This is a genomic window from Neobacillus sp. PS3-40, from assembly GCF_030915485.1.
In the GTDB taxonomy this organism is placed as follows: Bacteria; Bacillota; Bacilli; order Bacillales; family Cytobacillaceae; genus JAUZPL01.
Genome location: NZ_CP133266.1, coordinates 1,038,199 through 1,064,872, shown reverse-complemented (window position 1 = coordinate 1,064,872; position 26,674 = coordinate 1,038,199). Strand labels below are relative to the sequence as shown.

The window sequence follows — 26,674 nt, the reverse complement described above, 5'->3', positions numbered from 1 at the left end:
CAGAGGAGGCACGTGGATTTTCCTTTCCGGTTTTTCTCTTTGCCTTCGAGCCCTATTCTCATTTTTCTATTTATACATCTATCTTGCTTTGAGGAACACGTAACCTTTTAAGCTTGAGGTATATCTTCTACTTCTTGCATCACTGCCCAAATAAAACCTGCCAATTCTCGCGCTACTGCTGTAATGGCTTTACCGCTTTCTTTCCCTCTTGATAATAAGCGGAAATACTTCTTGTGGAGTCGGTTCTGTGCTTTCCACGATATTGCCTGAATCGTTGGTGATTGCCCACTTTGCCGTCTTTGTAGTTCTCCTTTAACAGAGGGTTGATACCGATAACTCCAGGCAGACTCTACCAATAAACGCCGTACGTGTCGATTACCTGTTTTGGTTATTTCTCCTTGTCTCCTTTTTTCACCACTCGAATACTCGCTAGGGATTAAACCAACATAAGCCATGAATTGCCTCGGTGTAGTAAAACGTTTAAAAGAACCGATTTCTGCTACAATACTTGTCGCTGTAATAAGAGCTACTCCTCTTAATGATTGGAGTGCTTGAATTTTTTTGGCATGGACACCTTCACTCGCTAGAATTTTAATTTCTTCTTCTAACCTTAGAATACGTTGTGCTAACTCTTTGAGTTGGTGGTAGTATTCCTGGAAGGTTACTTGTAGAGAAGGGTTTTCAAATTTTAAAGTGTCCAGCCATCTGAAATATTTGATTGTCCACTTATTTACTCCAGTAGGAGGTTTAATATCATTACGCAGTAAAAATTTACTTAATCGGTGTTTTCCTCTCAGTTCGTCTTCTTTGGCATCTTCTCTACACCTAACAAGATCCCGCAGAGCCTCATCCTCTGGAGTTGGTACATAAATTGGAGTCAACTCTCCAGCCCGATATAAATGAGCTAAGCGAACAGAGTCCCTGCGATCCGTTTTAATACGTTCTCCAGGTCTTTTAGGAATAAGAGACGGGGCAATCACCGAGCAGTGAATCCCTAGTGTGATAAATAGTCGGTACAATGGATATCCTGTCGGACCAGCTTCATAACACACTCGCAGAGATTCCGGGCTGCCCAATTTTTTCATTAATTTCCTCACTTCTTCTGGTGTATGAGGAATCATTCCATGGTATCTAGGCTCCCCTCGGCCCTCATCGGCAATAGCGACTGCAATTTTTTCCTTTGATACGTCTAAACCTACATATTTTATGGTATCCTTCATAATGACTAGCTCCTTCCGTAATGTAGCTCTGATTTGGTTTTTTGTTTTTCATCAGTAAACATTCTAACCAAATTAACCTACGAATTTACGAGTAAGGAGCTAGTTTCGTTCATGATAACTCGGTGCAAAACGGAGGCCACTGAAAAAGTTCCCAACATAAAAAGGTAGAACGCTCAGTTATTTGAGCGCTTCTACCTTTTTCCACGATCAGGAGGGGGGATTAAGCTCCATTCGGGACAGCATGTGGGCTTTTTCCACGATCACAGGGATGATTAGGCTCTATTCGGGGCAGCAATCTTGCTTTTTTCTTGCTCTTGGGGAAGATTAAGGGGGCAATTGCTTTATTTACAGGAATTTAAAAAGAATAATAAAACTTCTAGGTTATAATGATTAGCCCAGAATCCAAATACAAGAAAAAGAGTTGCTTCTTCTTCCAAGAATATGGAACGAATGTTGATTTTTTTATAAAAGGCTATTTTGTAGTTTTAAAAAAGAAAGTTTTTCAGTGCCCTCGCTAAAGCGCCTGTGGGGTTTCCCCAGCCCCATACTCCCGCAGGCGGTAACGCCCCGAGGAGACTCCAGGACCTCCCCGCGGAAAGCGAGTGCCTGGAGCGGAAATCAACAGGCCAATTTGCAGGGATTATTCATAAGTTTGGTATTTTGGTGCAGAGAAAATAAATATTGCCGAGAAAAATACCCCTTTCTCGACAATCTGGCTGTTCATTAAGGACAGTCTTTTTCTTTTTGAATGTTATTTACATATATTGTTTATTTACCCAATTAACAGAGGCTTAACAACTCTCCTAAATGAATAGTATCTTTTTTGTCTAACCATAATTTATATCCATAAATTATTCTCGCGTATAAGCGCAACTACGCCTAATCATTGCCCTTAGGGGCTCGCCAATCGGCGAGTTTTCTTTACAGGTGAAAGTTTTCTATAAAACTGTTATCATTTTACATAAGTGCTGCTTTCTTTGAGTAAATATTATCTTCTATTTTGCAGTTTTTTGACGAAAGCTTTAAGATCATACTAAGAAAATGCTGGAATTTTTCTGTGTTTTTCAAAAAGGCATTTAAAGGAGGGGACTTCTTTGGAAAAACTTCAAGAACGTTTTGTTCGGGTTCGTAAACTGCTTGATATTACTTTTTTTCGTGTATTATTTTTCCTTGCTCTAGGAATTATTCTTTTTTTGGCTATGTTTAATAGTGTCAAACCCGAAAAATTAGATTTAAGTTTGTTTACGGTTGCAGATATGACAATACGTTCCCCTGGTACTGTTGAGGACAATCAGAGTACGGAGAAGAAGCGAAAAGAAGCTCTTGACCAAGTACAAGATGTATATATTCTAAAAAAAGAATATACACAAAACCGTGTTGATCTTATTACCTCGATTTTTGATTCAGCCCTTGAGGCCAACGCTGAAATGAAAGAAGAACTGAAAAAGGAGCAATTGTTAAACGTTGATAAACTGCCATCAAAAACGTTCGAACAGGATATTTCAAATAAAATTACAAGATTGAAGGCAAAATTAACAGACAGCGTGACGAAGGACCTTTCTGATCAGGTATTTTCAAGCCTTATTCAAGCAAAAGATGATGAATTATCAATTGCAAAAGATTTAACTGTTACATCGATCAATAATGTCATGACCAAAAGGATTTCAGCAGAAAATGTTGAAAATGCGAAAAAAAAGGTTGAAGAAGAATTAAAATATACTACATTGAATAAAGGTTTGAAAAGTGCTGCGATTGAGTTAGGGAGATATGCTGTTATCCAAAATGAGTTTTATGACTCATCAGCCACAGAGGAACTTCGCCAACAGGCATCCAAAAGTGTAGAGCCAGTCAAAATTCTTCAAGGACAAATCATCGTTGAGGAAGGTGAATTAATCAACAGGGAGATATTTAGGCAACTGAAGCTTGTTGGACTTCTTGATAATGGGAATGCATTTAAGCCATTTCTTGGTTTAGCTTTTTTTATCATCATCTTTTTATCATCAATTTATTATTACTTTTATCAAATGAAAACAAATGTTGAAAAGAGGCAAACATACCTACTCATGTTTGGAATTGTTTTTGCTGTTTCAATTTTGCTTATAAAAATAATAAGTATGCTACAAATTGTTAATTTTGCAGGAATTGGATATCTTTTTCCAGCCGCAATGGGAGGTATGTTGATAAAAATTCTGATTGATGAGAAGCTAGCAATTTTATTCTCGATTGTAATGTCGGTTTGCGGGAGTATTTTATTTAATGAGGGAATTACGGGGACACTAAACTATTCAGAGGGTATATACATCCTTTTTAGTGCCTTAGCAGGAATTCTTTTTTTAAGTAGCCAAAACCACCGATCAAAAATCTTACAAGCTGGCATGTTTGCCGCATCAGTTAATTTAGTGACCATACTTGCTCTGTTATTCCTTTCGAATGGGCATTATTCTGGATTAGATTATGGGTATTATTTACTATCAGCCCTTGTTTCAGGGATTTCATCAGCTGTTTTAACGATTGGTTTCCTCCCTTTTTTAGAGTCGAGCTTCGGAATTCTTTCGAGTTTAAGATTAATTGAACTCTCAAATCCAAATCATCCACTCTTAAGAAAGATATTAACGGAGGCACCAGGTACGTACCATCATAGTGTAATGGTGGCTAATTTAGCGGAATCAGCCTGTGAGGCAATCGGTGCTAACGGATTATTAGCAAGAGTGGGCTGTTATTATCATGATGTAGGAAAAACGCGCAGACCAAACTTTTTTATCGAAAATCAATTAAATCAAAATAATCCTCATGATCGATTGCTACCAGAAAAAAGCGCTAATATTATTATTGCTCATGTGGCTGATGGGGTAAATATTTTAAAAAAGTATCATATGCCAAAAGAAATTATTGAGATTGCGGAACAACATCATGGAACAACGTTATTAAAATATTTTTTCCATAAAGCACAGCAAAGAGGAGCAGATTTTAAAGAAGAGGAATTTCGATATCCAGGACCTAAAGCACAGACAAAGGAAAATGCAGTGGTTGGGATTGCTGACAGTGTTGAAGCTGCTGTCAGGTCTTTAACACAACCGACTCCAGATCTAATCGAATCATTAGTGAAAAATATTATTGAAGATCGATTGGAAGATGGGCAACTAAATGAGTGTGACCTTACATTAAAGGAACTTGAAATCGTATCACAGACTCTCTGTGATACATTGAAAGGGATTTTCCATTCGCGGATTGAATATCCGGAAATAATAAAACAGAAAGTGGGACATGCATGACATTAACTATTGATTTTTTAGATGAAACAAATGAATTGACTGAAGAACAGATTAGTGAAATGGAAAAGCTATTGAATTTTGCTGCCGAGAAGGAGAATGTAGAAGCTGATAGTGAAGTTTCTGTGACCTTTGTTACCAATGAACGGATATGGGAAATTAACCGAGATTATCGGGACAAGGATGCACCAACAGATGTCATTTCTTTTGCAATGGAGGAGCTTGGTGAAGGTGAAATAGAACTTATTGGTGCTGGGATGCCAAGAGTTTTAGGTGATATTATTATTTCAATTGCAAAAGCGAAGGAACAAGCTGAAGAATATGGGCATTCTTTTTTGCGAGAGCTTGGCTTTCTAACAGTTCATGGCTTTTTACATCTTCTCGGTTATGACCATATGACAGAAGATGACGAAAAGGAAATGTTTACATTGCAGAAGGAAATATTAGATGAGTATGGACTTGAACGATAATAAAAAAAACATGCGAGTACCATTGTGGAAATCATTTTCTTTTGCAATATGCGGTATAAAAAATGCTATTCAAAATGAGAGAAATATAAGGATTCATCTATTTATTTCCATTATTGTTGTTGGATGTTCCTTTTACTTTTCAATTACGAGATCAGAATGGTTGTTTGTCCTTTTTGCTATTGGCGGAATGTTGGCCTTAGAATTAATAAATACAGCAATTGAACGTGTAGTTGACCTTGTGACTAATGAATACCACCCACTCGCAAAACAAGCAAAGGACTTAGCTGCTGGGGCAGTATTTCTTTACGCTATCTTTTCAGTTATTGTTGGATTGATTCTTTTTTTACCAAAGTTTTTTAGGCTTTTTTAGCTTATCAAAATTTTTATCCATAAAATCTGCAAGCGCTAAGTGCAACTACGCCTAATCATCGCCCTTAGGGCGAGTTTTATAATCTCAAGACTGTGTTTTTAAAGGGAATTTGAAAACGAGCTTGAAATTCGCTAAACTAATTAAGTAGCTCTAACAATGTGTTAATAGTAATTTATGAGAAAATTCTAAATCATTGTTACAAATTTGCTACAAATAATGAATTTCGTTTATTTATGAGTTAAAATAAAGAAAGCGGCACCTTCTGTTTTGAAATAGGAGTACGCAAATTGAACATTGAAAAAATAATAGAAGAAGCAAAAGTAGCAAGGGAAAAGGTTTTGTTCCTTATTCGTAAATTTAAAGTTGATGCTACCCTTAGTGGCTTAACAAACACCAAAAAGGAAATAGAAGAAACTACCGTTGCAAAATTATTACCAGGAGCTTTTTCATCGGAGGATATGCATGAAAAGTAATAGTGAAAACAATAAAGTATATAAATCAGGATTTATATCTATCATAGGTCGACCAAACGTTGGAAAATCTACATTTTTGAACCGAGTGATTGGTCAGAAAATTGCCATAATGAGTGATAAACCCCAGACAACTCGGAATAAGATTCAAGGGGTATTAACGTTAAATGATGCCCAGCTCATTTTTATCGATACGCCAGGGATTCACAAACCTAAGCATAAGCTTGGTGACTTTATGATGAAAGTGGCTCAAAATACACTCAAAGAAGTCGATTTAGTGTTGTTTATGGTAAATGCAGAAGAAGGATTCGGACGTGGGGAAGAATTTATTCTTGAAAAATTTCAAACAGTACAGACGCCTGTCTTTCTTGTGATTAATAAAATTGATCAGATTCATCCCGATGAATTATTTCCCATCATTGAATCATATAATGAGAAATTTCCCTTCAAAGAAGTTGTTCCTATTTCAGCTCTCGAGGGAAACAATGTTGAGAAACTTTTAGAGCAAATTAAATCTTATTTACCAGAAGGACCGCAATTTTATCCTGCTGACCAGGTAACAGATCATCCTGAAAGATTTATTGTTTCTGAGCTAATTAGAGAAAAGGCACTTCACTTAACAAGAGAAGAAATACCACATTCTCTTGCTGTAGTAATTGATAAAATGGAACGTCGAGAAGATAAGGATGTTATCAATGTAATGGCAACCATTATCGTTGAACGAGACTCCCAAAAAGGGATTGTTATTGGTAAAAAAGGGAGTATGTTAAAAGAAATTGGGATGCGCGCACGTGTAGATATCGAAAATCTACTCGGTTCTAAAGTGTTCTTGGAGCTTTGGGTTAAGGTTCAAAAAGACTGGCGTAATAAAGCGTCTCAACTTCGTGATTATGGGTTTAATGAGGATGAATATTAAGATTCGACCTTAACTAGATTATTAACCGCATGACTAGAATATGCATGGACAACATTAACAATTTTTTTGACTTATGATTTTCGAAAGACAGGCTATGATAAATGTAAGGTTTGGGATTAATTAAGGCTAGTCTAAATATTGAAAGGTGGGGTTTTCGATGTTGGATTTTACCTGGAGTGTTTTTAGTCAGACAGGTAATATTGACACATATCTTCTCTTTAAGGAACTTGAGAAGGACAAACAAGAAATACCCGGTAATCTGGATGATGAACTAGCACAAATCGATTTTCCCGTTTCATAAGTTTGTCTTCGCCCACATGGATGGTGACAATGAATGCTGCAAAAATGCGAAGGCATTGTTATTAGAACAACAGATTACGGTGAAACCAATAAAATTGTCACATTATATACACGTGAGTGGGGGAAAATTGGGGTTATGGCTAGAGGGGCGAAAAAGCCTAATAGCCGTCTTTCAGCCATCACTCAGCTCTTTACCCATGGATATTTCCTTGTACAAATGGGAAAAGGTCTGGGAAGCTTGCAACAGGGAGAAATCAATACATCCATGCGCTCAATCCGTGAAGACATCTTTTTAACCGCTTATTCAAGTTATATTGTTGAATTAACAGATAAGGGTACAGAAGAAAAAAAGCCAAACCCATTTTTATTTGAATTGCTCCATCAAACCTTGCATTATTTGAATGAAGGTTATGACCAAGATATTTTGATGAATATATTTGAGTTGAAAATGTTAAATGTAATGGGATTGTATCCAAATTTAGATAAATGTTCCGTTTGTGGTAGCACAGACGGAAATTTTTCTTTTTCGATTCGAGAGAACGGCTTTATTTGTCATCGTTGCCTTAATAAAGATCCATATCATTTTAAAATCTCGCCAGCTTCTGCTAAATTATTAAGGCTATTTTATTATTTTGATTTATCGCGACTTGGGCAAATATCGGTAAAAGAAGAAACAAAGGTGGAATTGAAAAAGATAATATCCGCTTACTATGATGAATATTCTGGTCTTCATCTAAAATCGAAGAAATTCCTTAATTCAATGGATCGTTTTCGTGATTTATTATAAAACGTAGTTGACAATGTTTTTTGTTTTCGATACTATTTCTTTAACATGAATAGTTGCAGTGATAGAAAGTAGTACTTAGAGGTTTCTATAAAAGCGAACCTAGGATAGTGGAAGCTAGGGGTATAGTACACTAAGGAAGGCATTCTTGAGCAACACAGTTAGTTTAAAGAGGCTGCATGATTGTAGCAATTAGGGTGGAACCGCGGGTAACTCTCGTCCCTATGCATTTAGCATAGGGATGGGAGTTTTTTTATTTTTAAAAAAGGTGATGGTAACACATTTCCTTAAAAAAGAAAGGAAGTTAAATGATGGGAACTACTATGGACCAGATTGTTTCACATGCAAAACATAGAGGCTTTATTTTTCCGGGATCTGAAATTTATGGAGGATTAGCAAACACGTGGGATTACGGGCCGCTTGGTGTTGAATTAAAAAATAATATTAAACAGGCTTGGAGAAAGAAATTTATCCAAGAATCTCCTTATAATGTTGGCTTAGATTCAGCTATCTTAATGAATCCGAGGACATGGGAAGCTTCCGGACATATTGGTAATTTTAATGATCCGATGATTGATTGTAAGAATTGTAAAGCACGTCATCGAGCAGATAAGTTGATTGAAAATGCTCTTGATGAAAAAGGGATTGAGCTAGTTGTTGATGGATTACCATTTGAAAAAATGGAGGAACTAATTAGAGAACATGCTATTGCTTGCCCAGATTGTGGTAAACATGATTTTACAGATATTCGTCAATTTAATTTAATGTTTAAAACATTTCAAGGGGTAACAGAATCAAGCACAAATGAGATTTTCCTTCGCCCAGAAACAGCACAAGGTATTTTTGTTAACTTTAAAAATGTACAAAGAACAATGAGGAAAAAAATTCCATTCGGAATTGCCCAAATAGGTAAAAGTTTTCGAAATGAGATTACCCCTGGAAATTTCACTTTCCGAACTAGGGAATTTGAACAAATGGAACTCGAATTTTTTTGTAAACCTGGTGAAGAGCTTCAATGGTTTGATTATTGGAAGGAAATTGCTAAAAATTGGTTGCTGACGCTTGGAATTAATGAGGATAATTTACGACTTCGTGATCATTCAGATGATGAACTTTCCCACTATAGTAATGCAACAACTGATTTTGAATTTAAATTCCCATTTGGTTGGGGCGAACTTTGGGGTGTTGCCTCTCGTACAGATTATGATTTAAAACAACATATGGAATATTCAGGTGAAGACTTCCATTATCTTGATCCCGAAACAAATGAAAAATATGTTCCATATTGTATCGAACCATCTCTTGGTGCAGATCGGGTTACGTTGGCATTTCTAATTGATGCTTATGATGAAGAACAGCTTGAAGATGGTACAGCAAGAACAGTAATGCATTTACATCCGGCACTTGCTCCATTTAAAGCAGCTATTTTACCATTATCTAAGAAGCTTTCTGAAGAAGCAAAAGAAGTATTTGGGACATTATCAAAGTATTTCTCAATCGATTATGATGAATCAGGTTCAATTGGTAAACGTTACCGCCGTCATGATGAAATTGGTACACCATTCTGTATTACATTTGATTTTGATTCAAAAGAAGACAAAATGGTAACTGTAAGGGATCGTGATACAATGGAGCAAAAGCGAGTACCGATTTCAGAGTTAGTTAATTTTATTGAAGAAAAACTCCAATTTTAAAGGAAAAAGGTGCAAAATACTGCACCTTTTTTCATTTATACGGAATACTTTTCAAAAGGAATTAGTATATAATAATTTTATATAAGTATGACCTTTAAAAATGCCTTCTTGGGCAAGTATAGGTGGTGAGGACGATCGAGCTAAATAAGCGTCAAGAAAGAATTCTCGAAATAGTTAAAGAAGGTGGACCCATCACTGGTGAACACATTGCTGATCAATTGAATTTGACAAGAGCCACACTGCGACCAGATCTGGCCATTTTAACGATGGCAGGGTTTCTAGATGCAAGACCCCGGGTCGGTTATTTCTATACAGGAAAATCAAGTGTTCAGCTTTTAACTGAAAACCTTCAAAAAATTCAAGTGCGAGATTATCAGTCTATCCCAGTGGCGGTAAATGAAAATGTTTCTGTATACGATGCAATTTGCACAATGTTCTTAGAGGATGTGGGAACACTGTTTGTAATTGATCAAAACACAGTTTTAGTTGGGGTACTATCCCGAAAGGATTTGCTAAGGGCGAGTATTGGCAAACAGGATCTTTCAACGGTTCCTATCAATATCATTATGACGAGGATGCCAAATATAACGATGTGCGAACGGGATGATCTTTTGATCGATATTGCTAAAAAATTAATTGAAAAGCAAATTGATGCTATGCCCGTCGTGAGGCAATCGGAAAAAGGGTATGAGGTTATTGGGAGAATTACGAAAACAAACGTTGCTAAAGCTTTTGTAGCGCTTGGTGCAGAGGAATGATTAAAGATTAATGAAGGAGCTGATAAAAGGAAGATGAGTATGCCAGTAATATATGTTGTTTCCGATTCTGTAGGGGAAACAGCTGAATTAGTAACAAAAGCAGCGATCTCTCAGTTTAATGGTTCCGGGATGGTTATAAAAGGTTTTCCGTATGTTGAGGATATTGGGAATATTGATGAAGTTATTTCTCTTGTCAAAATGGACAACGGGATGATTGCTTATACACTCGTCAAACCTGAAATGCGGATGTATATGTCAGATAAGGCGAAAAAGGCGGGAATTTATGCCGTGGATTTACTTGGTCCTTTAATGGATCAAATTCAATCATTTATTGGAAAGAAACCCCTTTGTGAGCCTGGGTTGGTGAGAAAGCTTGATGAAGATTATTTTAAAAAAGTAGAAGCAATAGAATTTGCTGTTAAATATGATGATGGACGTGACCCTAGAGGCATTCTAAAAGCAGATATTATTTTGGTAGGAGTTTCAAGAACATCTAAAACTCCTTTATCACAGTATTTAGCCCATAAGCGACTTAAAGTAGCAAACGTGCCGCTTGTCCCTGAGGTTGATCCTCCTGAGGAACTATATAAGGTTCCTTCAGAAAAATGTTTTGGTCTAAAAATTAGTCCGGAGAAATTAAACAATATCCGAAGGGAACGGTTAATTTCATTGGGTTTAAATGATCAAGCAAGTTATGCAAATATTGATCGAATAAAAGAAGAACTTACCTTTTTTGATAAAGTTATATCTAAAATGAATTGCCCAGTTATTGACGTTACAAATAAAGCAGTTGAAGAAACGGCAAATCTGATTTTAAATTATATTCAAAAGAAATAAATCTCCAACACATAATCCATCGATTATGTGTTTTTTTATTACGAAATAAAGCATCTGCGGAAAACCATTTTATCTTGAAAACGAAAGTATAAGGTAAATAGTAACAATCATTTAGGAAACAGCAAAAAATATTATGGAAAAATGGTGGCGAAAGGGATAAAAATGTACTATAATAAAAAATTGTGATAAAAATTAATCTTTTTAGGTTTAGACTTGCATGTGAACGAATAAACTATTTATTGTTAGATGTCAAGGAAACGTCCTGAAAAAAATTCGACAAGATTCCTTTCTAAAAATTTGATGCTAAAGAAGGAATATCCGGAGTGATGTAGAATTAATACTAATAAAATGGGCATTCCAACTATTATGGTTGATGCAGATTCATGTCCAGCAAAAGAGGAAATTGTCGAAATTGCTACCCAATTTTCAATCAAATTCTCTTTGTCGTTTCATATAATCATATGATGAATGAACCAATGTATGCTGATTGGAAGCATGTTGATCCAAGTAAGGAAGCTGCTGATCTGTATATTATGAACCATTCAAGAAAAGGAGAAATCGTCATCACCCAAGATATTGGCTTAGCATCGACTTTACTACTAAAAGGAGTTCATGTACTGACTCCAAAGGGGACTTTATTTGAGGAAAAGGATATTTATAATGCACTTGATTTTCGTTATCTAAAACAAAGGCAAGAAAACAAGGAGTTCATGGAAAAGATCCAAAACCATTAACTTTAGAGGACCCGAGCCAATTTTGTTCTTCGATTGACGAAAATTTTGTCGAATTTTGCAGGAAATTAGAACCTATTTACAGAATACCTTTTAGTGAAAAATGGGGTTGTTTTCATGGCAGACCTTATCGCCGAAGAGAAGATTAATCAAATTCGTCAAGCTATTGATATTGTTGAAATAATTGGTGACTATGTTCAGCTGAAAAAGCAAGGACGAAACTACTTCGGATTATGTCCATTCCATGGGGAAAATACTCCATCGTTTTCTGTTTCACCTGACAAACAAATATTTCATTGTTTCGGCTGTGGAGCAGGTGGAAATGTTTTTTCGTTTTTGATGGAGCTTGAAGGGATTTCATTCCAAGAAACAGCCATTAGGCTAGCAGAAAAAGCCCAGATTGATCTTCAAATAAATCCTACACAGTTTAGCAAACAAAAAAGTATTTCAAAAGAGCTTCAAGCTATGTATGATGCCCATGAACTTTTACGTAAATTTTACCATCACTTACTCGTAAACACAAAAGATGGTCAACATGCATTGGAGTATTTACTTAATAGAGGCTTTACAAGGGATTCGATTGATAAATTTCAAGTTGGGTATTCGTTAAATTCTTGGGATTTTATTTATAAGTTCTTATTAAAAAGAGACTTTCAGCCAGAATGGATGGAGAAAGCCGGATTGGTTATAAAGCGTGAGAGAGATGGAACCTTTTTTGACCGGTTCCGTGATCGAATCATGTTTCCGATTTTTGACCGAAATGGAAAAACGATTGCATTTTCAGGAAGAGCATTAGGGGCTGATGAGCCCAAATATTTAAATAGTCCTGAGACTGCCATCTTTAATAAAAGTAAAATTTTATATAATTTTCATTTGGCAAGGCCTCATATTCGGAAAACACAACACGTAATATTATTTGAAGGATTTGCGGACGTCATTGCTGCTGATCGTTCTGGGGTCGAGAACGGTGTTGCTACTATGGGTACATCGTTAACAGATGAACATATATCCCTTATTCGTCAAAACGTTCAATCGATAACAATATGCTATGATTCCGATAAAGCGGGTGTGGAAGCTGCATTCCGTGCAGGTAAACATCTCTCTGAAGCAGGATGTAGTATTAAAGTATCGTTGATGCCGGATAGGCTTGATCCTGATGAATATATAAAAAAATACGGGGATGAAAAGTTTCGAATTGAGGTTATTGGAGCTAGTTTAACCTGGATGTCCTTTAAATTTCTTTATTTCCGTAGAGAAAAAAATCTTCAGGATGAAGGAGATCGACTTACTTATATCGAAGAAATACTAAAAGAAATAAGTAGTTTACCTAAAGCGGTTGAGAGAGATCATTACTTAAGACAGCTTGCATCAGAATTTTCCCTTTCATTGGATGCGTTAAAGCAACAGCAAAAGCAGAATTATTTTGCTGAAAAGAGAAATTCCAAGGGGCAAAAACAAGCAGTCGTCATGCCTTTGTCGATTCCGAAGCAAGTAAATGAGCTAAAACCAGCACATTATACGGCTGAAATGCGATTGATTAAACATATGCTTAAAAGTAGGGACGTCGCCTATAAAGTTCAGGAATTATTACATGGTAACACTTTCAATATTGATGAACATCAAGCAATTATCACATATTTATTAGGGTTTTATGAAGATCATATAAACCCAGATCCTAGTGCGTTTTTAAACTATATTCAAGATGACAAGCTAAGAAGAATTGTGGTAAATATTGAAATGATGTCCATAAATGAGGATTTAAGTGATCAAGAATTAAATGATTATATCAAACAGGTGTTGAATTATCAAAAATGGTTAAAGATAAAAGAAAAAGAAATGGAAGAAAAAGTGGCTGAGCGAGAACAAGATTTTAAAAAAGCTGCCACAATTGCAATGGAAATTATTCAATTGCGCAAATCACTAAAAATTTAGTTTATATGTTTTGGATTTTTTGAAGGAGGGGGACATATGGCGGAAAAATCAGCCCGCTCAAAAGAGGTCGAAAATGAATTGACCTTTGAACAAGTAAAGCTCCAATTAATTGCACTTGGAAAGAAAACCGGGGTCCTTGCCTATGATGATATTGCAGAGAGAATGGCTAATTTTGAATTAGATTCCGAACAAATGGATGAATTTCTTGAATTTCTTGGAGATCAAGGAATTGAACTAGTCGGTCGAAGCGATGATGATGAAGATCCGAATGCTAAGGACCTAGAAAAAGGGGATGACGATGAATTCGATCTGAATGATCTTAGCGTCCCTCCTGGTGTTAAAATTAATGATCCTGTTCGCATGTACCTTAAAGAAATTGGTCGAGTTGATCTACTATCTGCTGAAGAAGAGATTAATCTTGCCAAACGGATTGAAGATGGAGATGAAGAAGCAAAACGACGCCTTGCTGAAGCAAACCTACGACTTGTCGTGAGTATTGCAAAACGTTACGTGGGCCGAGGCATGCTATTCCTTGATCTAATCCAAGAAGGAAATATGGGCCTTATAAAAGCAGTTGAGAAATTCGACTATAATAAGGGGTATAAATTTAGTACGTATGCTACTTGGTGGATACGCCAGGCGATTACCCGTGCCATTGCTGATCAGGCAAGAACAATCCGCATCCCAGTTCATATGGTTGAAACGATTAATAAATTAATTCGTGTTCAACGCCAATTACTTCAGGATTTAGGCCGCGAACCAACTCCAGAAGAAATCGGCGAAGATATGGATCTAACACCTGAAAAGGTGAGAGAGATCTTAAAAATTGCACAAGAGCCTGTTTCACTTGAAACACCAATTGGTGAAGAAGATGACTCACATCTTGGAGATTTTATTGAAGATCAAGATGCAACATCACCATCTGAACACGCTGCCTACGAGTTATTAAAAGAACAACTCGAAGATGTGCTTGATACATTAACAGATCGTGAAGAAAATGTTTTGCGGCTTCGTTTCGGATTGGATGATGGGCGTACCCGTACACTTGAAGAAGTTGGTAAAGTATTCGGCGTCACACGTGAACGTATTCGTCAGATTGAAGCAAAAGCATTACGTAAGTTAAGACATCCAAGCCGCAGTAAACGCTTAAAGGACTTTTTAGAATAAAACGAAACGATAGTTTACTTCTTAATCGAAGTAGGCTATTTTTTTTAAGCTAATCAGAATTTATATCCATAAATTCTGCGAGTTTTCTTTACTATATTTTTAAACGCTTTCTATATTTATTTTACTGAATAATCATTTATTTTGCAAATAGGCCTTTCCACTCTTTTTCATCATGGAATCATTTAATAATAAGTTCTGTTAAATAACTCTGGTGATATTAAAATTTTAATGTTTTGAAAATTGTTATAATTAGTTTATAATAAAAGAAAGCGCATACAAAAAATACAAATGGTTCCATCTAGAATGAATAATCATTAAGTTAATGAATAGTACCACCGTAAAAAGGCGGTGCAAACAGAGCTAAACCTGATTCGCATTTGTGAATTCTGCCGCTTTTCTTCTTAAAAAACATCTTGGAGGGTAATGGGGATGAATTTTGATTTAACATCTGAACAGGAAATGATTAAGAGGGCTATTCGGGAATTTGCCAAGGAAGAAGTAGCCCCTGGAGCTCTTGAAAGGGATAGAACAAAAGAGTTTCCATTAGCAATATTTAATAAGCTATCAAAAATGGGGATAATGGGTTTACCTTTTCCAGAAGAGTATGGTGGTGGAGGAGCGGATACTGTAAGTTTTGCTATTGTAACTGAAGAGCTAAGCAAAGCATGTGGATCCACAGGAATTACCTATTCTGCTCATATTTCATTGGGTGGAGCACCATTGTATTTATTTGGAACCAAAGAACAAAAGCAAAGATATTTAACTCCAATTTGTACGGGAGAATCATTAGGTGCTTTTGGTCTTACGGAGCCCAATGCAGGATCTGATGCAGGTGGAACGAGAACGTCTGCAAGGGAAGTAAATGGTGAGTTTGTTATAAATGGAAATAAATGTTTTATAACAAATGCGAGTTATGCTAAGAATATGGCTTTGACAGCTATAACGGGTGAAGAGGACGGAAAAAAGGAAATTAGTGCAATTATTGTCCCAACAGAAGCAAACGGTTTTACTATCTTAGACAATTATGAAAAAATGGGGCTAAATGCTTCAAATACAACAGAACTCGTATTAGAAAATGTGTCTGTCCCATCTGAAAATCTTCTTGGAAAAAGAGGGGAGGGCTTTAAACAATTTTTAATTACTCTTGATGGAGGACGAATTGGAATTGGTGCAATGGCTGTTGGGATTGCTCAAGCAGCATTGGAAAAATCATTGCAATACGCCAAGGAACGGATGCAGTTTGGCAGATCCATATCTTCGTTTCAAGCTATTCAGTTTAAGCTTGCTGATATGGCGATGAAAATAGAATTAGCACGTAATATGGTTTATAAAGCAGCATGGTTAAAAGACCAAGGAAGACCGTTTAAAAAAGAAGCAGCAATGTGCAAATTGTATGCATCAGAGATATGCATGGAAGTAACGAACCAGGCCGTTCAAATACATGGGGGATATGGATACATGAAGGAATATCATGTTGAAAGATTCATGAGAGATGCAAAACTTCTTGAAATTGGAGAAGGAACCTCTGAAATCCAAAGAATCGTGATTTCTAGAGAATTGGGATGTTAAAAAGACAATAGGGAAAAATAAACAAAAAGGGCTGTTAATCAGCCTTTTTTCGCTGTTATAAATGTTTTTTATCTAAAAAGTAGTAAGCGTTTTATAGTTCATTACTCTCTTTTTAAAGTAATGCTATTATTTTTTACATTTTTTACGAAGTTTATAGTGACAATGTGATTTTAGTGCTTTTCCTTCTGTTCATTATCAAGTAAAATAATAGTTGTTTTAGACCATTTAAACTTTTTACAGCTATTCTTACATAAGGGAGGTTATATCATGAAACAAAATGCAGTTATTCCATACATGCTCATCGGGATCTTTGGAATCATTTTAATTTTTGTATTATCCTTTAAAGGATTGGGTGATGCGAAGGAAATAGCCAAAGATAAGGGTGTAGGTGCTGGAACAGAAAAAACAGAAACAGTTGCCGCTTCAACGCCGGAAGGTATTTATAAACAGACTTGTATTGCTTGCCACGGTGATCAATACCAAGGTGTTGTCGGACCTTCATTAAAAGGTGTAGGTAAAAAATATTCAAAAGATCAACTTATTGAAATTGTAACTAAAGGTAAAGGCAATATGCCACCTAACCAGGTTACAGCAGAACAAGCCCCTGCAGTGGCTGATTGGCTTGCAACCATTAAATAATTTTATATCAAGAGAAGTCCTTTGCATATGTAAAGGACTTTTTCTATACTAAGAAGAGTTATGTCTGTTTTACATAATAGGTAACCTGAATGAGAAGAGTGTGATGGGAATTTTGAATACAGAAAAATTGTCTAACCGTTTAGATACAGTTGCGGGATTTGTTACAAAAGGTTCGAAGTTAGCGGATATTGGATCTGATCATGCTTATTTACCTTGCTTCTTGGCCAAAAAAGGCGTTATTTCATTTGCTATAGCAGGTGAAGTTGTTGCGGGACCTTTTGAATCAGCCCGAAAGCAGGTTTTAGCAGAAGAATTATCGGATGCTATTGATGTCCGTATGGGGGATGGGCTGGATGTTTTACAGCCTGGTGAAGTGGATTGTATTACAATTGCAGGCATGGGTGGAGCTTTAATTACTAGTATTTTAGAACGGGGAAAAGAAAAGCTACATTCCGTCAAACGATTAGTTTTACAGCCGAATATAAGTGCGATATCTATTCGTAAGTGGCTTTTGGAAAATTCCTGGGAGTTAGTTGGTGAAGAAATACTTGAAGAAGACGGTAAAATATACGAAATTTTAGTTGCTGAAAAAGGTGAGCCAGAAAGGCCTTACAGTACTCAAAAAGAGGCCGGTCTATTATTAGGTCCATTCCTACTACAAAAGAGGGAAGAGCCATTTAAGAAAAAGTGGAGCCTTGAAATTGCAAATTGGCAGCGTATATATGAACAACTGGAGAATGCCTCAAAAACTGCTGAAACTGTTCAGAAGAAGCATGAATTATTGCTGACAATTAAGTTAGTAGAGGAGGTCTTGGCTGAATGAAAAAAGCAAATGGTTATGAAATTATCCAACTGTTTGAACAATTTTCTCCTAAAAGTTTAGCGATGGAGGGAGATAAAATTGGTTTACAGATTGGTCGATTGAATAAAAAGGTTGAGCGAGTAATGATTGCTCTTGATGTTTTAGAAACTGTGATTGACGAGGCGATTGAAAAGAATGTTCAGCTAATCATTGCCCATCATCCCTTCATTTATAGGCCGCTTCAAAAGATCACTACAGATACCATTCAGGGAAGAATGGTAGAGAAGTTACTAAAGCATGATATAGCCGTTTATGCGGCACATACAAACCTTGATATTGCAATGGGTGGAGTAAATGATCTGTTGGCTGAAGCGATAGGTTTAGAAACCACGGAGGTGCTTATTCCCACCTATGAAACTCCATTAAAGAAAATCGTTGTTTTTGTTCCGGCTCAAAATGCAGATGAAATACGACAGGTGCTTGGAAAAGCTGGAGCAGGCTTTATAGGGAACTATAGCCACTGTTGCTTTTCCGTTGGAGGTTCTGGGAGATTTTTACCCGGTGAGCAAACTAACCCCTATATTGGAGAGCCTGGGGAACTAGAAACCGTTGATGAAGTACGGATTGAAATGATAGTTCCAGAACCACTTCTAAAAAAGGTAGTAACAGCTATGTTAAAAGCACATCCGTATGAGGAAGTTGCTTATGACATTTACCCTGTTGAAAATAAAGGTGAGCTTCTTGGACTTGGCCGGATTGGGACGATCAATGAAATGACTTTAGGAGAATTTGCACAAAAATTAAAAATAGCATTAAAGGTAGACATGGTTCGAGTAGTCGGAGATGTTAATTCAAAAGTTAAAAAGGTGGCAGTTCTTGGTGGGGATGGTAACAAATATTTCAATCATGCCAAATTTAAGGGGGCAGATGTATACGTTACGGGTGATATATACTATCACACTGCACATGATGCGATGATGCTTGGATTAAATATGATCGACCCTGGTCATAATGTTGAGAAAGTCATGAAAAAAGGTGTTGCAATAAAGCTTGGAAAGTTTTGTAGTGACTCTGGTTATGAAGTTGAGATTTTCCCTTCAGAAATTAATACAGATCCTTTTCAATTTATATAAAATAAAAAGAACCGAATTCGGTTCTTTTTTCAATTCTCAAGGTAGCTTTTATTTTTTTAAAAAAGGCATTATAACTCCGCTTTTACTTTTGGAAGGATTTTCTTGAGCGGTACTTTTCTTGTACGAACCCAGGTAGCTTCATTATTTGGATCGAACTGTTCAAGAAATTCGATTACTTCTTTTGTTATTGGCGTTGGCGTTGATGCACCCGAAGTAACAGCAACAGTTGAGGCATCTTTAATCCATTCAATTTTAAGCTCTGTTATATCGGCAATGCGGTATGCATTCGTTCCAGCGATTTCCTCTGAGACTTGTGCAAGACGATTGGAGTTGTTGCTTTTAGGATCCCCAACAACTATAGTGACGTCGGCAACTGTTGCTTGTTCAGCTACAGCCTCTTGACGTATTTGTGTAGCATGGCAAATTTCGTTATAGGTTTCAGCATGTGGATATTTTTCTTGAACCTTTTTCATAATATCTGCAACATCCCATTGGCTCATGGTTGTTTGATTTGTAACCACTATATGTTCACAACTAATATCTAAGTCATCAACTTCACTTAGTGAGGTAACTAAATGGACCAATCCAGGAGCAACACCTGCAGCACCTTCTGGTTCAGGATGTCCCTTTTTGCCAATATAGATAATTTGATAACCTTCTTTTACCTTTTCACGAATTAAGTCGTGTGTTCTTGTTACATCAGGGCAAGTTGCATCAATCGTAACAAGACCCTTTTCTTTTGCAAGCACTCGAACCTCTGGGGAAATTCCGTGGGCGGTAAAGATGACAGTGCCCTTGTCAACCTTTTCAAGGATTTCTTTCCGATTATTTCCATCCAACGTAATTATTCCTTCTTCAGCAAATGCATCCGTTACATGTTGATTATGGACGATCATACCTAAAATATAGATTGGACGTGGTAATGTTTTATCCAATGCAGCATTCTGGGCAATAACCATAGCATCAACAACACCATAACAATAGCCGCGTGGTGAAATTTTTATTATATCCATAAAGAGGCTCCTCCTATTTCGAAACTGTCCAACCAGTTGGTTTTATTTTTCTGTAAGTATTTTACTTAAAACTTCCATACTATTATATAAAAATTAAGGGCTTTATACAAAGAAGTTTTTCCTATCTATAACGTGAATTTATTCTATTTAATTTGATCTTTAATTTTTTTTGGGAAAAAAATAAAGAATGCCGTCCCCGGCATTCTACTTTTAAGGATATAAAATTTAAATGTATAGTTTCGGAACAGAAGCACCTTTTTCTTTAACAGCTCTTTTTTTATTAGAAGTTGTCTGTCCATTCTTTTTCGAAGTGATGTTATTCGCATGTTTTTGCGAATCTTTTTCGCTTGATTCAGAATACGTTTCCGATTGACTTACTTCTATTTTAGAATCTTTAGCGGAATCTGTATCGTTTGAAGAATCTTTGAGACCTCTATAGAGCTTCCACATAGCAGGGAGATTCTTTACAATTGGTCCATATTGCTGAATCATCGGGCCAATTGATTGAGCCGTTCTTAAAACCTGTTGTGTGTTGTTTAGAATGCTTGAAAGTCCACCTGGATTACTTAAAGTTTGTAGAAAGGAACCACTACCACTTGTAGCTCGTGCTGGTGCCTGCATTCCTGCAAGTCTGCCCATTCCACCACCTTGATTTCCTTTGCCTAAAATTTTTGAAAGGAATCCACCGCCTTGGCCCATTTGAGGGCGCCTGCCCATCATAGGGTTCATCATCCCTCTGTTTTGAGGCATCCCCATCCCCATCCCCATCGAAGGTCCCCTTCCTCCAAACTGAGGTCCCATCATTCTTGGTCCCATCCCACCTTGCATTGGGATTCTTGGTTGCATATTATAGCCTCCTTTCCTATATATCTTTCTTCTTTAAAGTATGCGTCATGTTGAATTATGTTTAGGTGGGAACCACAAATTGCTATAAAAAATAATGATTAAAATAGGAATAAACGTAAATGATGATAATAAAAAACGAGTTAAGGTGGAGATTTACCCCGATCTTTACTATAATAACAGGATGAACAGTAAATGCCGCGGCCTGCAGTAACAATAGCAAAAACATAAAAAAGTGTTATTGCTAGACAAGAATAGATGTTAAGGAGCAATTTTATGAAGGTAAATCAATTTGATCGTTACAAGTTTCAACCATTTATTATAAATTCAATAAACAAACTTGGCTTTAATGAACCTACCGAAATTCAGGAACGAATGATTCCGCTTGTTTTAAAGGGTGAAAGTGCAATTGGTCAATCACAAACAGGAACGGGTAAAACGCACGCGTATGTTTTGCCAATTCTTGAACGTATTGATCCTAGTCGTAAAGAAGTACAAGCTGTCATTTGCGCGCCAACAAGAGAGCTTGGATCACAAATCTATCATCAAATACTAAAGGTAATTGAACATTGTAGTCCTGAGAATGCTATTATGGCAAGATGCTATATAGGTGGAACGGATAAACAAAGGACCATTGAAAAGTTAAAGGTTCAGCCACATATTATTGTTGGTACACCAGGAAGAATTAAAGACCTTATGAATGAAAAAGCCCTTTTTATTCATACTGCAAAAGTTTTAGTCGTTGATGAAGCCGATATGATGCTAGATATGGGCTTTATTGAAGAGGTTGATCAAGTTGCTGCGAAAATGCCAACTGACCTGCAAATGTTGGTTTTTTCAGCAACTATTCCTGATAAGCTTAAACCTTTCCTTAAGAAGTATATGGAAAACCCAAAATTTGTTCACATCGAATCAAAGAACATTGCTGCAGAAAACTTAGAACACCTCCTTTTGCCATCAAGGCATCGGAATAAAAAGGCGCTTGTTTTTGATTCATTGGTACAGTTCAATCCCTATTTAGCGATTGTTTTTACCAATACCAAAAAGATGGCTGACAGTGTGGCAGATTATTTAATTGAAAAGGGACTAAAAACAGGGCGGGTCCATGGTGATTTAAATCCAAGGGAACGAAAAAGGATGATGAAGCAAATCCAAGATCTTGAATATCAATACATTGTAGCGACTGACCTTGCGGCAAGAGGGATTGATATTGAGGGTGTTAGTCATATCATTAATTATGAGCTACCTACAGATCTTGACTTCTATATTCATCGAGTTGGGAGAACCGCAAGAGCTGGTAATTCAGGAATTGCCCTAACCATTTACGAAGCATCAGATGAAGATGCTTTAAATCGTTTGGAAAAAATGGGTATTGAATTTAAACAGGTGGATATAAAACAAGATAAGTTTGTTGAACTTGAGGCTCGTAATAAAAGAAAAACGCGCAAAAAGCAAGAGGATGATACCGATAAACTTGCAAAATCAATGATTAAAAAGCCACAAAAGGTAAAGCCAGGATATAAAAAGAAAATGCAGTTCGAAATGGACCAAATCAAAAAACGTCAAAGAAGATTAAATCGGGGAAAATAACATGGAAGGAGTGTTGCTTACATGTTGAAAATAGGTTCACATGTTTCAATGAGTGGCAAGAATATGCTTTTAGCGGCAAGTGAAGAAGCAGTTTCCTATAATGCCAATACATTTATGATCTATACTGGTGCACCTCAAAATACAAGAAGAAAAAAAATTGAAGATCTAAACATTGAAGCAGGAAGAAGGCATATGGAGGAGAACGGCATTTCTGAAATTGTTGTTCATGCACCCTATATTATTAATATAGGTAACTCAACAAATCCTGCCACTTTTGAATTAGGAGTTAACTTTCTCCGGACTGAAATTGAACGGACTGAGGCGTTGGGTGCTGGACAAATTGTTCTTCACCCTGGTGCACATGTAAGTGCCGGTACAGAGGCAGGTATTAAGAAAATAATTGAGGGACTAAATGAGGTTCTGACTGGGAAAGAAAATCTTCAAATTGCTCTCGAAACAATGGCTGGAAAAGGATCTGAATGTGGTAAAACCTTTGAAGAATTGGCGATGATTATTGATGGAGTTAATTATAATGACAAGCTCTCCATCTGCTTTGATACATGCCATACACATGATGCTGGCTACCAAGTTGTTGAGAACTTCGATGAGGTATTAAATGAATTTGATAAGATTATTGGACTTGATCGACTGAAGGTGCTTCATGTGAATGATAGTAAAAATGCAATGGGAATGAGAAAGGATCGTCATGAAAATATAGGTTTTGGTCATATAGGTTTTCAAGCCCTACATTATATTGTTCACCATCCGCAGCTAACAGAAATTCCCAAAATTTTAGAGACTCCCTATGTGGGTGAAGATAAGAATAATAAAAAGGCACCATATAAATTTGAAATTGAAATGCTCCGTAAAGGAATATTTAATGACAACCTACTCGATTTAATTTTGCAATCATAGGAAAAAGTAAGAGAGCTGTGCAGGTGCACAGCTCTTCATTTGGTAAATTGTATAAATAATTTATTCACTTCTTTTGCTGTTTCAGGTCCAGCTACCTTCGCAATTTCTTTAATCAATATTACCCTCTGTGCTTGATCAAAAATATTGACTTGCTTTCCCCTTAAGTATTCTGCAATCTTTTTAGCCTCTGCCCTATTGACGGAAATAGAAAATTGGCTTGCATACTTCAAAAGTTCATCTGTCGTCATCGTACTGATTTTATGATTAATGATGTTCTCAAATATGCTCATTCTCATCACTCCTCCATCCTAATGTATGAGAGGAGAGGGGAAAAGTGACATATCCTTAAAAAAAATGAAAGTCCTTAAGCTAATATCAAAAAAAGTCACATAAAAGCCTATTCTTTACAATAAAAATAAGTTGTTGTATACTACTTGGATAAATCGGAATGATTCTTAAAATTAAAGGTGAGTGCGATGACAGTACATTCAATAGTTGAAATAAAGGGATTATCGTACCGGTACGAGAAAGATATTGTCCTTGAAAATATAAATATATCTATCCCAAAAGGGTCCTTTTTAGCGATTGTCGGCCCAAATGGATCAGGAAAATCCACACTATTAAAGTTAATATTGGGTCTTCTAAAACCTCAAAAAGGTGAAATAAAATTATTTGGCGATGAAATGAATCGATTTAAAGACTGGGAGAAAATCGGTTATGTTTCGCAAAAGGCAAATTCATTTAATACTGGCTTTCCGGCGTCTGTATTTGAAGTGGTCTCAAGTGGTTTGACTAAAAAACTTGGGATGTTTCGTTTTTTTAAAAAGGAGGATAAACAAAAGGTCCTTCACGCTCTAGAAGCTGTAGATATGGAAAAATATAAAAATAGAAATATTGGTGAACTTTCAGGCGGGCAGCAACAGCGGGTATTTATAGCAAGGGCTCTTGTTAGTGAACCGCAACTCTTAATTCTTGATGAACCTACCGTCGGAATTGATGTACAAAATGTGAATGCATTTTATCAAATGTTAGCAGATTTAAATAAAAACCGTGACATTACATTACTATTGGTGACACATGATATTAGCACCATTTCTGATAAGGTGACACATGTAGCATGCTTAAACCAACACTTGTATTTCCACGGGGAACCACAGGAATTTGAACATTTAAGAGCAGACGGAGTGTCTGATTTTTACGGATATGATGTTAATTTGCTTCATCATCACCATGAACATGGGGGTGTCTTAAAATGATACAAGGGATTTTTCATTATGAATTTTTACAAAATGCGTTTATAACTGGGATAATGATTGGCCTACTCGCACCACTGCTAGGTGTATTTATCGTCGTTAGAAGGTTGTCATTAATTGCAGATGCATTAAGTCATGTTACATTAGCTGGCATTGCTGCAAGCCTTCTCCTCGAGAAGTATGTTGCTGCCTTTAGTGGACTCAATCCCCTATATCTAGGTATGGCATTTTCAGTTGGTGGCTCCTTATTCATTGAAAAATTGCGAGGAGTCTATAAACATTATCAAGAATTAGCCATCCCAATTATTCTTTCGAGTGGCATTGGTCTTGGGGTTATTTTTATATCATTGGCAAATGGATTCAATACAGACTTATTTAGTTACTTATTTGGTAGCGTAACAGCTGTTAGTCGTACTGATTTATGGGTTATTTTTATAATCAGCATATTTGTTATTCTACTCGTCTTTTTATTATATAAAGAGTTGTTCTTATTATCGTTTGATGAAGAACATGCGAAAGCCTCAGGTATTGCAGCAAAAAGTATTCATTTTGTGTTTATCGTTATGGTCGCTCTTGTAATTGCGGCATCCATGAGAATTGTCGGGATATTATTAGTATCGTCGTTAATGACATTGCCAGTTGCTGCTAGTATTCGAATTGCGAAGGGTTTTAAACAAACCATCTTTCTATCCATTATTTTCGGAGAAACTTCTGTTCTTGGTGGACTTTTCACTGCATATTATTTGAATCTTGCACCCGGTGGAACCATCGTTATGATTGCAGTCGCCATTTTAATATTTGCAATAGCATTCAAAAAAACTTCTTTAAGAAAACAATTACAGTAAGGGGGGATAAAGGTGAATGTAAATGAAGCCCTTTTGTTCTTAAAGGAAAACGGATATAAACATACGGATAAACGTGAAGAAATACTGCAACTTTTCGCAAACAGTAACAAATATTTGACGGCAAAGGATGTATTAGATCTTCTGAAAAATGATTATCCAGGTCTAAGTTTCGATACGATTTACCGAAACCTTTCCTTATTTGATGAACTGGGAATTATTGAAAAAACGGAATTAGATGGAGAAAAACATTTTCGGTTTACATGTTCACACCATCAACATCATCATCATTTTATCTGTCTTGATTGTGGGAAAACGAAAGAAATTGAAACTTGTCCAATGGGAGATTTAAGCGAAAATTTAAAGGGGTATGATATTTCAGGTCATAAATTTGAGATATACGGTAAATGTCCTGAATGTTCCTCTTAAACCACTCACGACTGAAGTCACGAGTGTTCTCGACCAATCATAAAAAAACGGCTTGAAAATAAGCCGTTTTTTTTTAAGCTCTTTTTATCCAGTCTTTAACCCATGTTTCGGCCTCATACCAATCATGAACGCGAATAACACCTTCAGGAATTGATTCTTGATTATAAGGTGTATCAAATAAGAGGACTGGGATTTTGCATTCCTCATGAATCATAACAGCATTGTCGTGTTTATCCTCGAAAAAGATATCAACTTTGTATTTTTTAGCTGCTTCCACCTTATCATGGGTACCAATTAATTCAATGTGATGATAGGTAAGACTATGTTGGTCAAACCACTTTTCGGTAATATCTAGTAAATGAATGCCCCGAGCACTAATGAAAAATAATTCATGCTCATCTTTCCATTTATTCAGTATATCTGATGCACCTTTTGCAAGAGCAGACTCCGCATAAATAATAGGTTCAGTTTCTTTAAACCATTTGGCGAATTCCTCCTCTGAAATATCGACGAGTGGAGTTAAGTCATATTGAGTAATATCCTCTAATGTAATATTCAATCCAAAAGCCTTATTCATAAAGGGAATAATGGCCGAGGGGCTTGTCACAGTACCATCAATATCAATCCCAAATCTTTTTTTCATTTTTAAATCTCCTTCAAATTTTCTCAAACTTTATTTTATCAAATATCCATCAAAAGAAACAAAAAACTATATAGACAAACATTAA

27 protein-coding genes are annotated in these 26,674 nt (G+C 36.3%); 22 read left to right on the top strand and 5 right to left on the bottom strand.

Annotated elements, in window-relative coordinates; translation table 11 throughout:
• Nucleotides 1–107: 107 nt before the first annotated feature.
• Nucleotides 108–1,220 (bottom strand): IS110 family RNA-guided transposase, encoded by a 1,113-nt coding sequence (locus RCG20_RS05440; RefSeq protein ID WP_308182784.1) that lies wholly within the window; start codon nucleotides 1,218–1,220, stop codon nucleotides 108–110.
• Nucleotides 1,221–2,314: 1,094 nt separating this feature from the next.
• On the opposite strand from RCG20_RS05440, the gene RCG20_RS05435 reads away from it, so the two are divergent.
• The 17 genes from RCG20_RS05435 to RCG20_RS05355 all read left to right on the top strand — a co-directional run bounded on the left by RCG20_RS05435 (nucleotide 2,315) and on the right by RCG20_RS05355 (nucleotide 19,061).
• Nucleotides 2,315–4,492, top strand: coding sequence for an HD family phosphohydrolase (locus RCG20_RS05435; protein WP_308183224.1), 2,178 nt, complete (start codon nucleotides 2,315–2,317; stop codon nucleotides 4,490–4,492).
• Nucleotides 4,489–4,959: an rRNA maturation RNase YbeY gene (gene ybeY / locus RCG20_RS05430; RefSeq protein WP_308183223.1), complete on the top strand. Its 471-nt coding sequence runs from the start codon at nucleotides 4,489–4,491 to the stop codon at nucleotides 4,957–4,959. Before RCG20_RS05435 ends, ybeY begins: the two co-directional genes overlap by 4 nt.
• Nucleotides 4,943–5,329, top strand: a complete 387-nt coding sequence (locus RCG20_RS05425; protein WP_308184295.1) for a diacylglycerol kinase family protein — start codon at nucleotides 4,943–4,945, stop codon at nucleotides 5,327–5,329. The genes ybeY and RCG20_RS05425 overlap by 17 nt, the downstream gene beginning before the upstream one ends.
• A 287-nt stretch (nucleotides 5,330–5,616) precedes the next feature.
• A complete protein-coding gene (locus RCG20_RS05420) occupies nucleotides 5,617–5,802 on the top strand; it encodes a cytidine/deoxycytidylate deaminase family protein (protein WP_308183222.1) in 186 nt (61 codons plus the stop codon).
• Nucleotides 5,792–6,715 (top strand): GTPase Era, encoded by a 924-nt coding sequence (gene era / locus RCG20_RS05415; RefSeq protein WP_308183221.1) that lies wholly within the window; start codon nucleotides 5,792–5,794, stop codon nucleotides 6,713–6,715. The genes RCG20_RS05420 and era overlap by 11 nt, the downstream gene beginning before the upstream one ends.
• 157 nt (nucleotides 6,716–6,872) lie before the next feature.
• The gene (locus RCG20_RS05410; RefSeq protein ID WP_308183220.1) at nucleotides 6,873–7,016 is read left to right on the top strand and encodes a YqzL family protein; all 144 of its coding nucleotides are present in this window, start codon (nucleotides 6,873–6,875) and stop codon (nucleotides 7,014–7,016) included.
• A 33-nt stretch (nucleotides 7,017–7,049) separates the two neighbouring features.
• Nucleotides 7,050–7,802 carry a DNA repair protein RecO gene (gene recO / locus RCG20_RS05405; protein WP_308183219.1) on the top strand — a complete coding sequence of 251 codons (753 nt, stop codon included), beginning with the start codon at nucleotides 7,050–7,052 and terminating at the stop codon, nucleotides 7,800–7,802.
• 308 nt (nucleotides 7,803–8,110) lie between these two features.
• Nucleotides 8,111–9,493 carry a glycine--tRNA ligase gene (locus RCG20_RS05400; RefSeq protein ID WP_308183218.1) on the top strand — a complete coding sequence of 461 codons (1,383 nt, stop codon included), beginning with the start codon at nucleotides 8,111–8,113 and terminating at the stop codon, nucleotides 9,491–9,493.
• Between the two features lie 122 nt (nucleotides 9,494–9,615).
• Nucleotides 9,616–10,251: a transcriptional regulator CcpN gene (locus RCG20_RS05395; protein ID WP_308183217.1), complete on the top strand. Its 636-nt coding sequence runs from the start codon at nucleotides 9,616–9,618 to the stop codon at nucleotides 10,249–10,251.
• A 33-nt stretch (nucleotides 10,252–10,284) separates the two neighbouring features.
• Nucleotides 10,285–11,088 carry a pyruvate, water dikinase regulatory protein gene (locus tag RCG20_RS05390; RefSeq protein WP_308183216.1) on the top strand — a complete coding sequence of 268 codons (804 nt, stop codon included), beginning with the start codon at nucleotides 10,285–10,287 and terminating at the stop codon, nucleotides 11,086–11,088.
• A 383-nt stretch (nucleotides 11,089–11,471) separates the two neighbouring features.
• Nucleotides 11,472–11,822, top strand: coding sequence for a DUF188 domain-containing protein (locus RCG20_RS05385; RefSeq protein ID WP_374120512.1), 351 nt, complete (start codon nucleotides 11,472–11,474; stop codon nucleotides 11,820–11,822).
• Nucleotides 11,823–11,936: 114 nt separating this feature from the next.
• Complete coding sequence (dnaG, locus tag RCG20_RS05380; protein WP_308183215.1) at nucleotides 11,937–13,751, top strand: DNA primase; 1,815 nt, start codon at nucleotides 11,937–11,939, stop codon at nucleotides 13,749–13,751.
• Between the two features lie 36 nt (nucleotides 13,752–13,787).
• Entirely contained in the window at nucleotides 13,788–14,918 is a 1,131-nt protein-coding gene (rpoD, locus tag RCG20_RS05375) for an RNA polymerase sigma factor RpoD (RefSeq protein WP_308183214.1), read from the top strand.
• Nucleotides 14,919–15,347: 429 nt separating this feature from the next.
• Entirely contained in the window at nucleotides 15,348–16,487 is a 1,140-nt protein-coding gene (locus RCG20_RS05370) for an acyl-CoA dehydrogenase family protein (RefSeq protein ID WP_308183213.1), read from the top strand.
• A 267-nt stretch (nucleotides 16,488–16,754) separates the two neighbouring features.
• On the top strand, nucleotides 16,755–17,126 hold the full coding sequence (cccA, locus tag RCG20_RS05365; RefSeq protein ID WP_308183212.1) for a cytochrome c550: 372 nt from the start codon (nucleotides 16,755–16,757) through the stop codon (nucleotides 17,124–17,126).
• A gap of 112 nt (nucleotides 17,127–17,238) precedes the next feature.
• Nucleotides 17,239–17,949 (top strand): tRNA (adenine(22)-N(1))-methyltransferase, encoded by a 711-nt coding sequence (locus RCG20_RS05360; RefSeq protein WP_308184294.1) that lies wholly within the window; start codon nucleotides 17,239–17,241, stop codon nucleotides 17,947–17,949.
• Entirely contained in the window at nucleotides 17,946–19,061 is a 1,116-nt protein-coding gene (locus RCG20_RS05355; RefSeq protein WP_308183211.1) for a Nif3-like dinuclear metal center hexameric protein, read from the top strand. The genes RCG20_RS05360 and RCG20_RS05355 overlap by 4 nt, the downstream gene beginning before the upstream one ends.
• A gap of 68 nt (nucleotides 19,062–19,129) precedes the next feature.
• Here the strand turns inward: RCG20_RS05355 and RCG20_RS05350 are convergent, their stop codons facing one another.
• Nucleotides 19,130–20,074 (bottom strand): 4-hydroxy-3-methylbut-2-enyl diphosphate reductase, encoded by a 945-nt coding sequence (locus RCG20_RS05350; protein ID WP_308183210.1) that lies wholly within the window; start codon nucleotides 20,072–20,074, stop codon nucleotides 19,130–19,132.
• Between the two features lie 225 nt (nucleotides 20,075–20,299).
• Complete coding sequence (vrrA, locus tag RCG20_RS05345; protein WP_308183209.1) at nucleotides 20,300–20,920, bottom strand: VrrA/YqfQ family protein; 621 nt, start codon at nucleotides 20,918–20,920, stop codon at nucleotides 20,300–20,302.
• A gap of 273 nt (nucleotides 20,921–21,193) precedes the next feature.
• Here vrrA and RCG20_RS05340 point away from each other — a divergent pair, with 273 nt between their 5' ends.
• Nucleotides 21,194–22,507 (top strand): DEAD/DEAH box helicase, encoded by a 1,314-nt coding sequence (locus RCG20_RS05340; RefSeq protein ID WP_308183208.1) that lies wholly within the window; start codon nucleotides 21,194–21,196, stop codon nucleotides 22,505–22,507.
• A gap of 21 nt (nucleotides 22,508–22,528) precedes the next feature.
• The gene (locus RCG20_RS05335) at nucleotides 22,529–23,422 is read left to right on the top strand and encodes a deoxyribonuclease IV (RefSeq protein WP_308183207.1); all 894 of its coding nucleotides are present in this window, start codon (nucleotides 22,529–22,531) and stop codon (nucleotides 23,420–23,422) included.
• A 35-nt stretch (nucleotides 23,423–23,457) separates the two neighbouring features.
• On the opposite strand, the gene RCG20_RS05330 is transcribed toward RCG20_RS05335, so the two are convergent.
• Nucleotides 23,458–23,712 carry a DUF2624 domain-containing protein gene (locus RCG20_RS05330; protein ID WP_308183206.1) on the bottom strand — a complete coding sequence of 85 codons (255 nt, stop codon included), beginning with the start codon at nucleotides 23,710–23,712 and terminating at the stop codon, nucleotides 23,458–23,460.
• Nucleotides 23,713–23,898: 186 nt separating this feature from the next.
• Between RCG20_RS05330 and RCG20_RS05325 the strand changes: the two genes are divergently transcribed.
• The 3 genes from RCG20_RS05325 to RCG20_RS05315 are packed head-to-tail and all read left to right on the top strand — an operon-like array spanning nucleotide 23,899 to nucleotide 25,946.
• Nucleotides 23,899–24,678: a metal ABC transporter ATP-binding protein gene (locus tag RCG20_RS05325; RefSeq protein WP_308183205.1), complete on the top strand. Its 780-nt coding sequence runs from the start codon at nucleotides 23,899–23,901 to the stop codon at nucleotides 24,676–24,678.
• On the top strand, nucleotides 24,675–25,520 hold the full coding sequence (locus RCG20_RS05320) for a metal ABC transporter permease (RefSeq protein ID WP_308183204.1): 846 nt from the start codon (nucleotides 24,675–24,677) through the stop codon (nucleotides 25,518–25,520). The genes RCG20_RS05325 and RCG20_RS05320 overlap by 4 nt, the downstream gene beginning before the upstream one ends.
• A 12-nt stretch (nucleotides 25,521–25,532) precedes the next feature.
• Nucleotides 25,533–25,946: a zinc uptake transcriptional repressor Zur gene (locus RCG20_RS05315; protein WP_308183203.1), complete on the top strand. Its 414-nt coding sequence runs from the start codon at nucleotides 25,533–25,535 to the stop codon at nucleotides 25,944–25,946.
• 73 nt (nucleotides 25,947–26,019) lie between these two features.
• On the opposite strand, the gene RCG20_RS05310 is transcribed toward RCG20_RS05315, so the two are convergent.
• On the bottom strand, nucleotides 26,020–26,589 hold the full coding sequence (locus tag RCG20_RS05310) for a hypothetical protein (protein ID WP_308183202.1): 570 nt from the start codon (nucleotides 26,587–26,589) through the stop codon (nucleotides 26,020–26,022).
• Nucleotides 26,590–26,674: the final 85 nt, after the last annotated feature.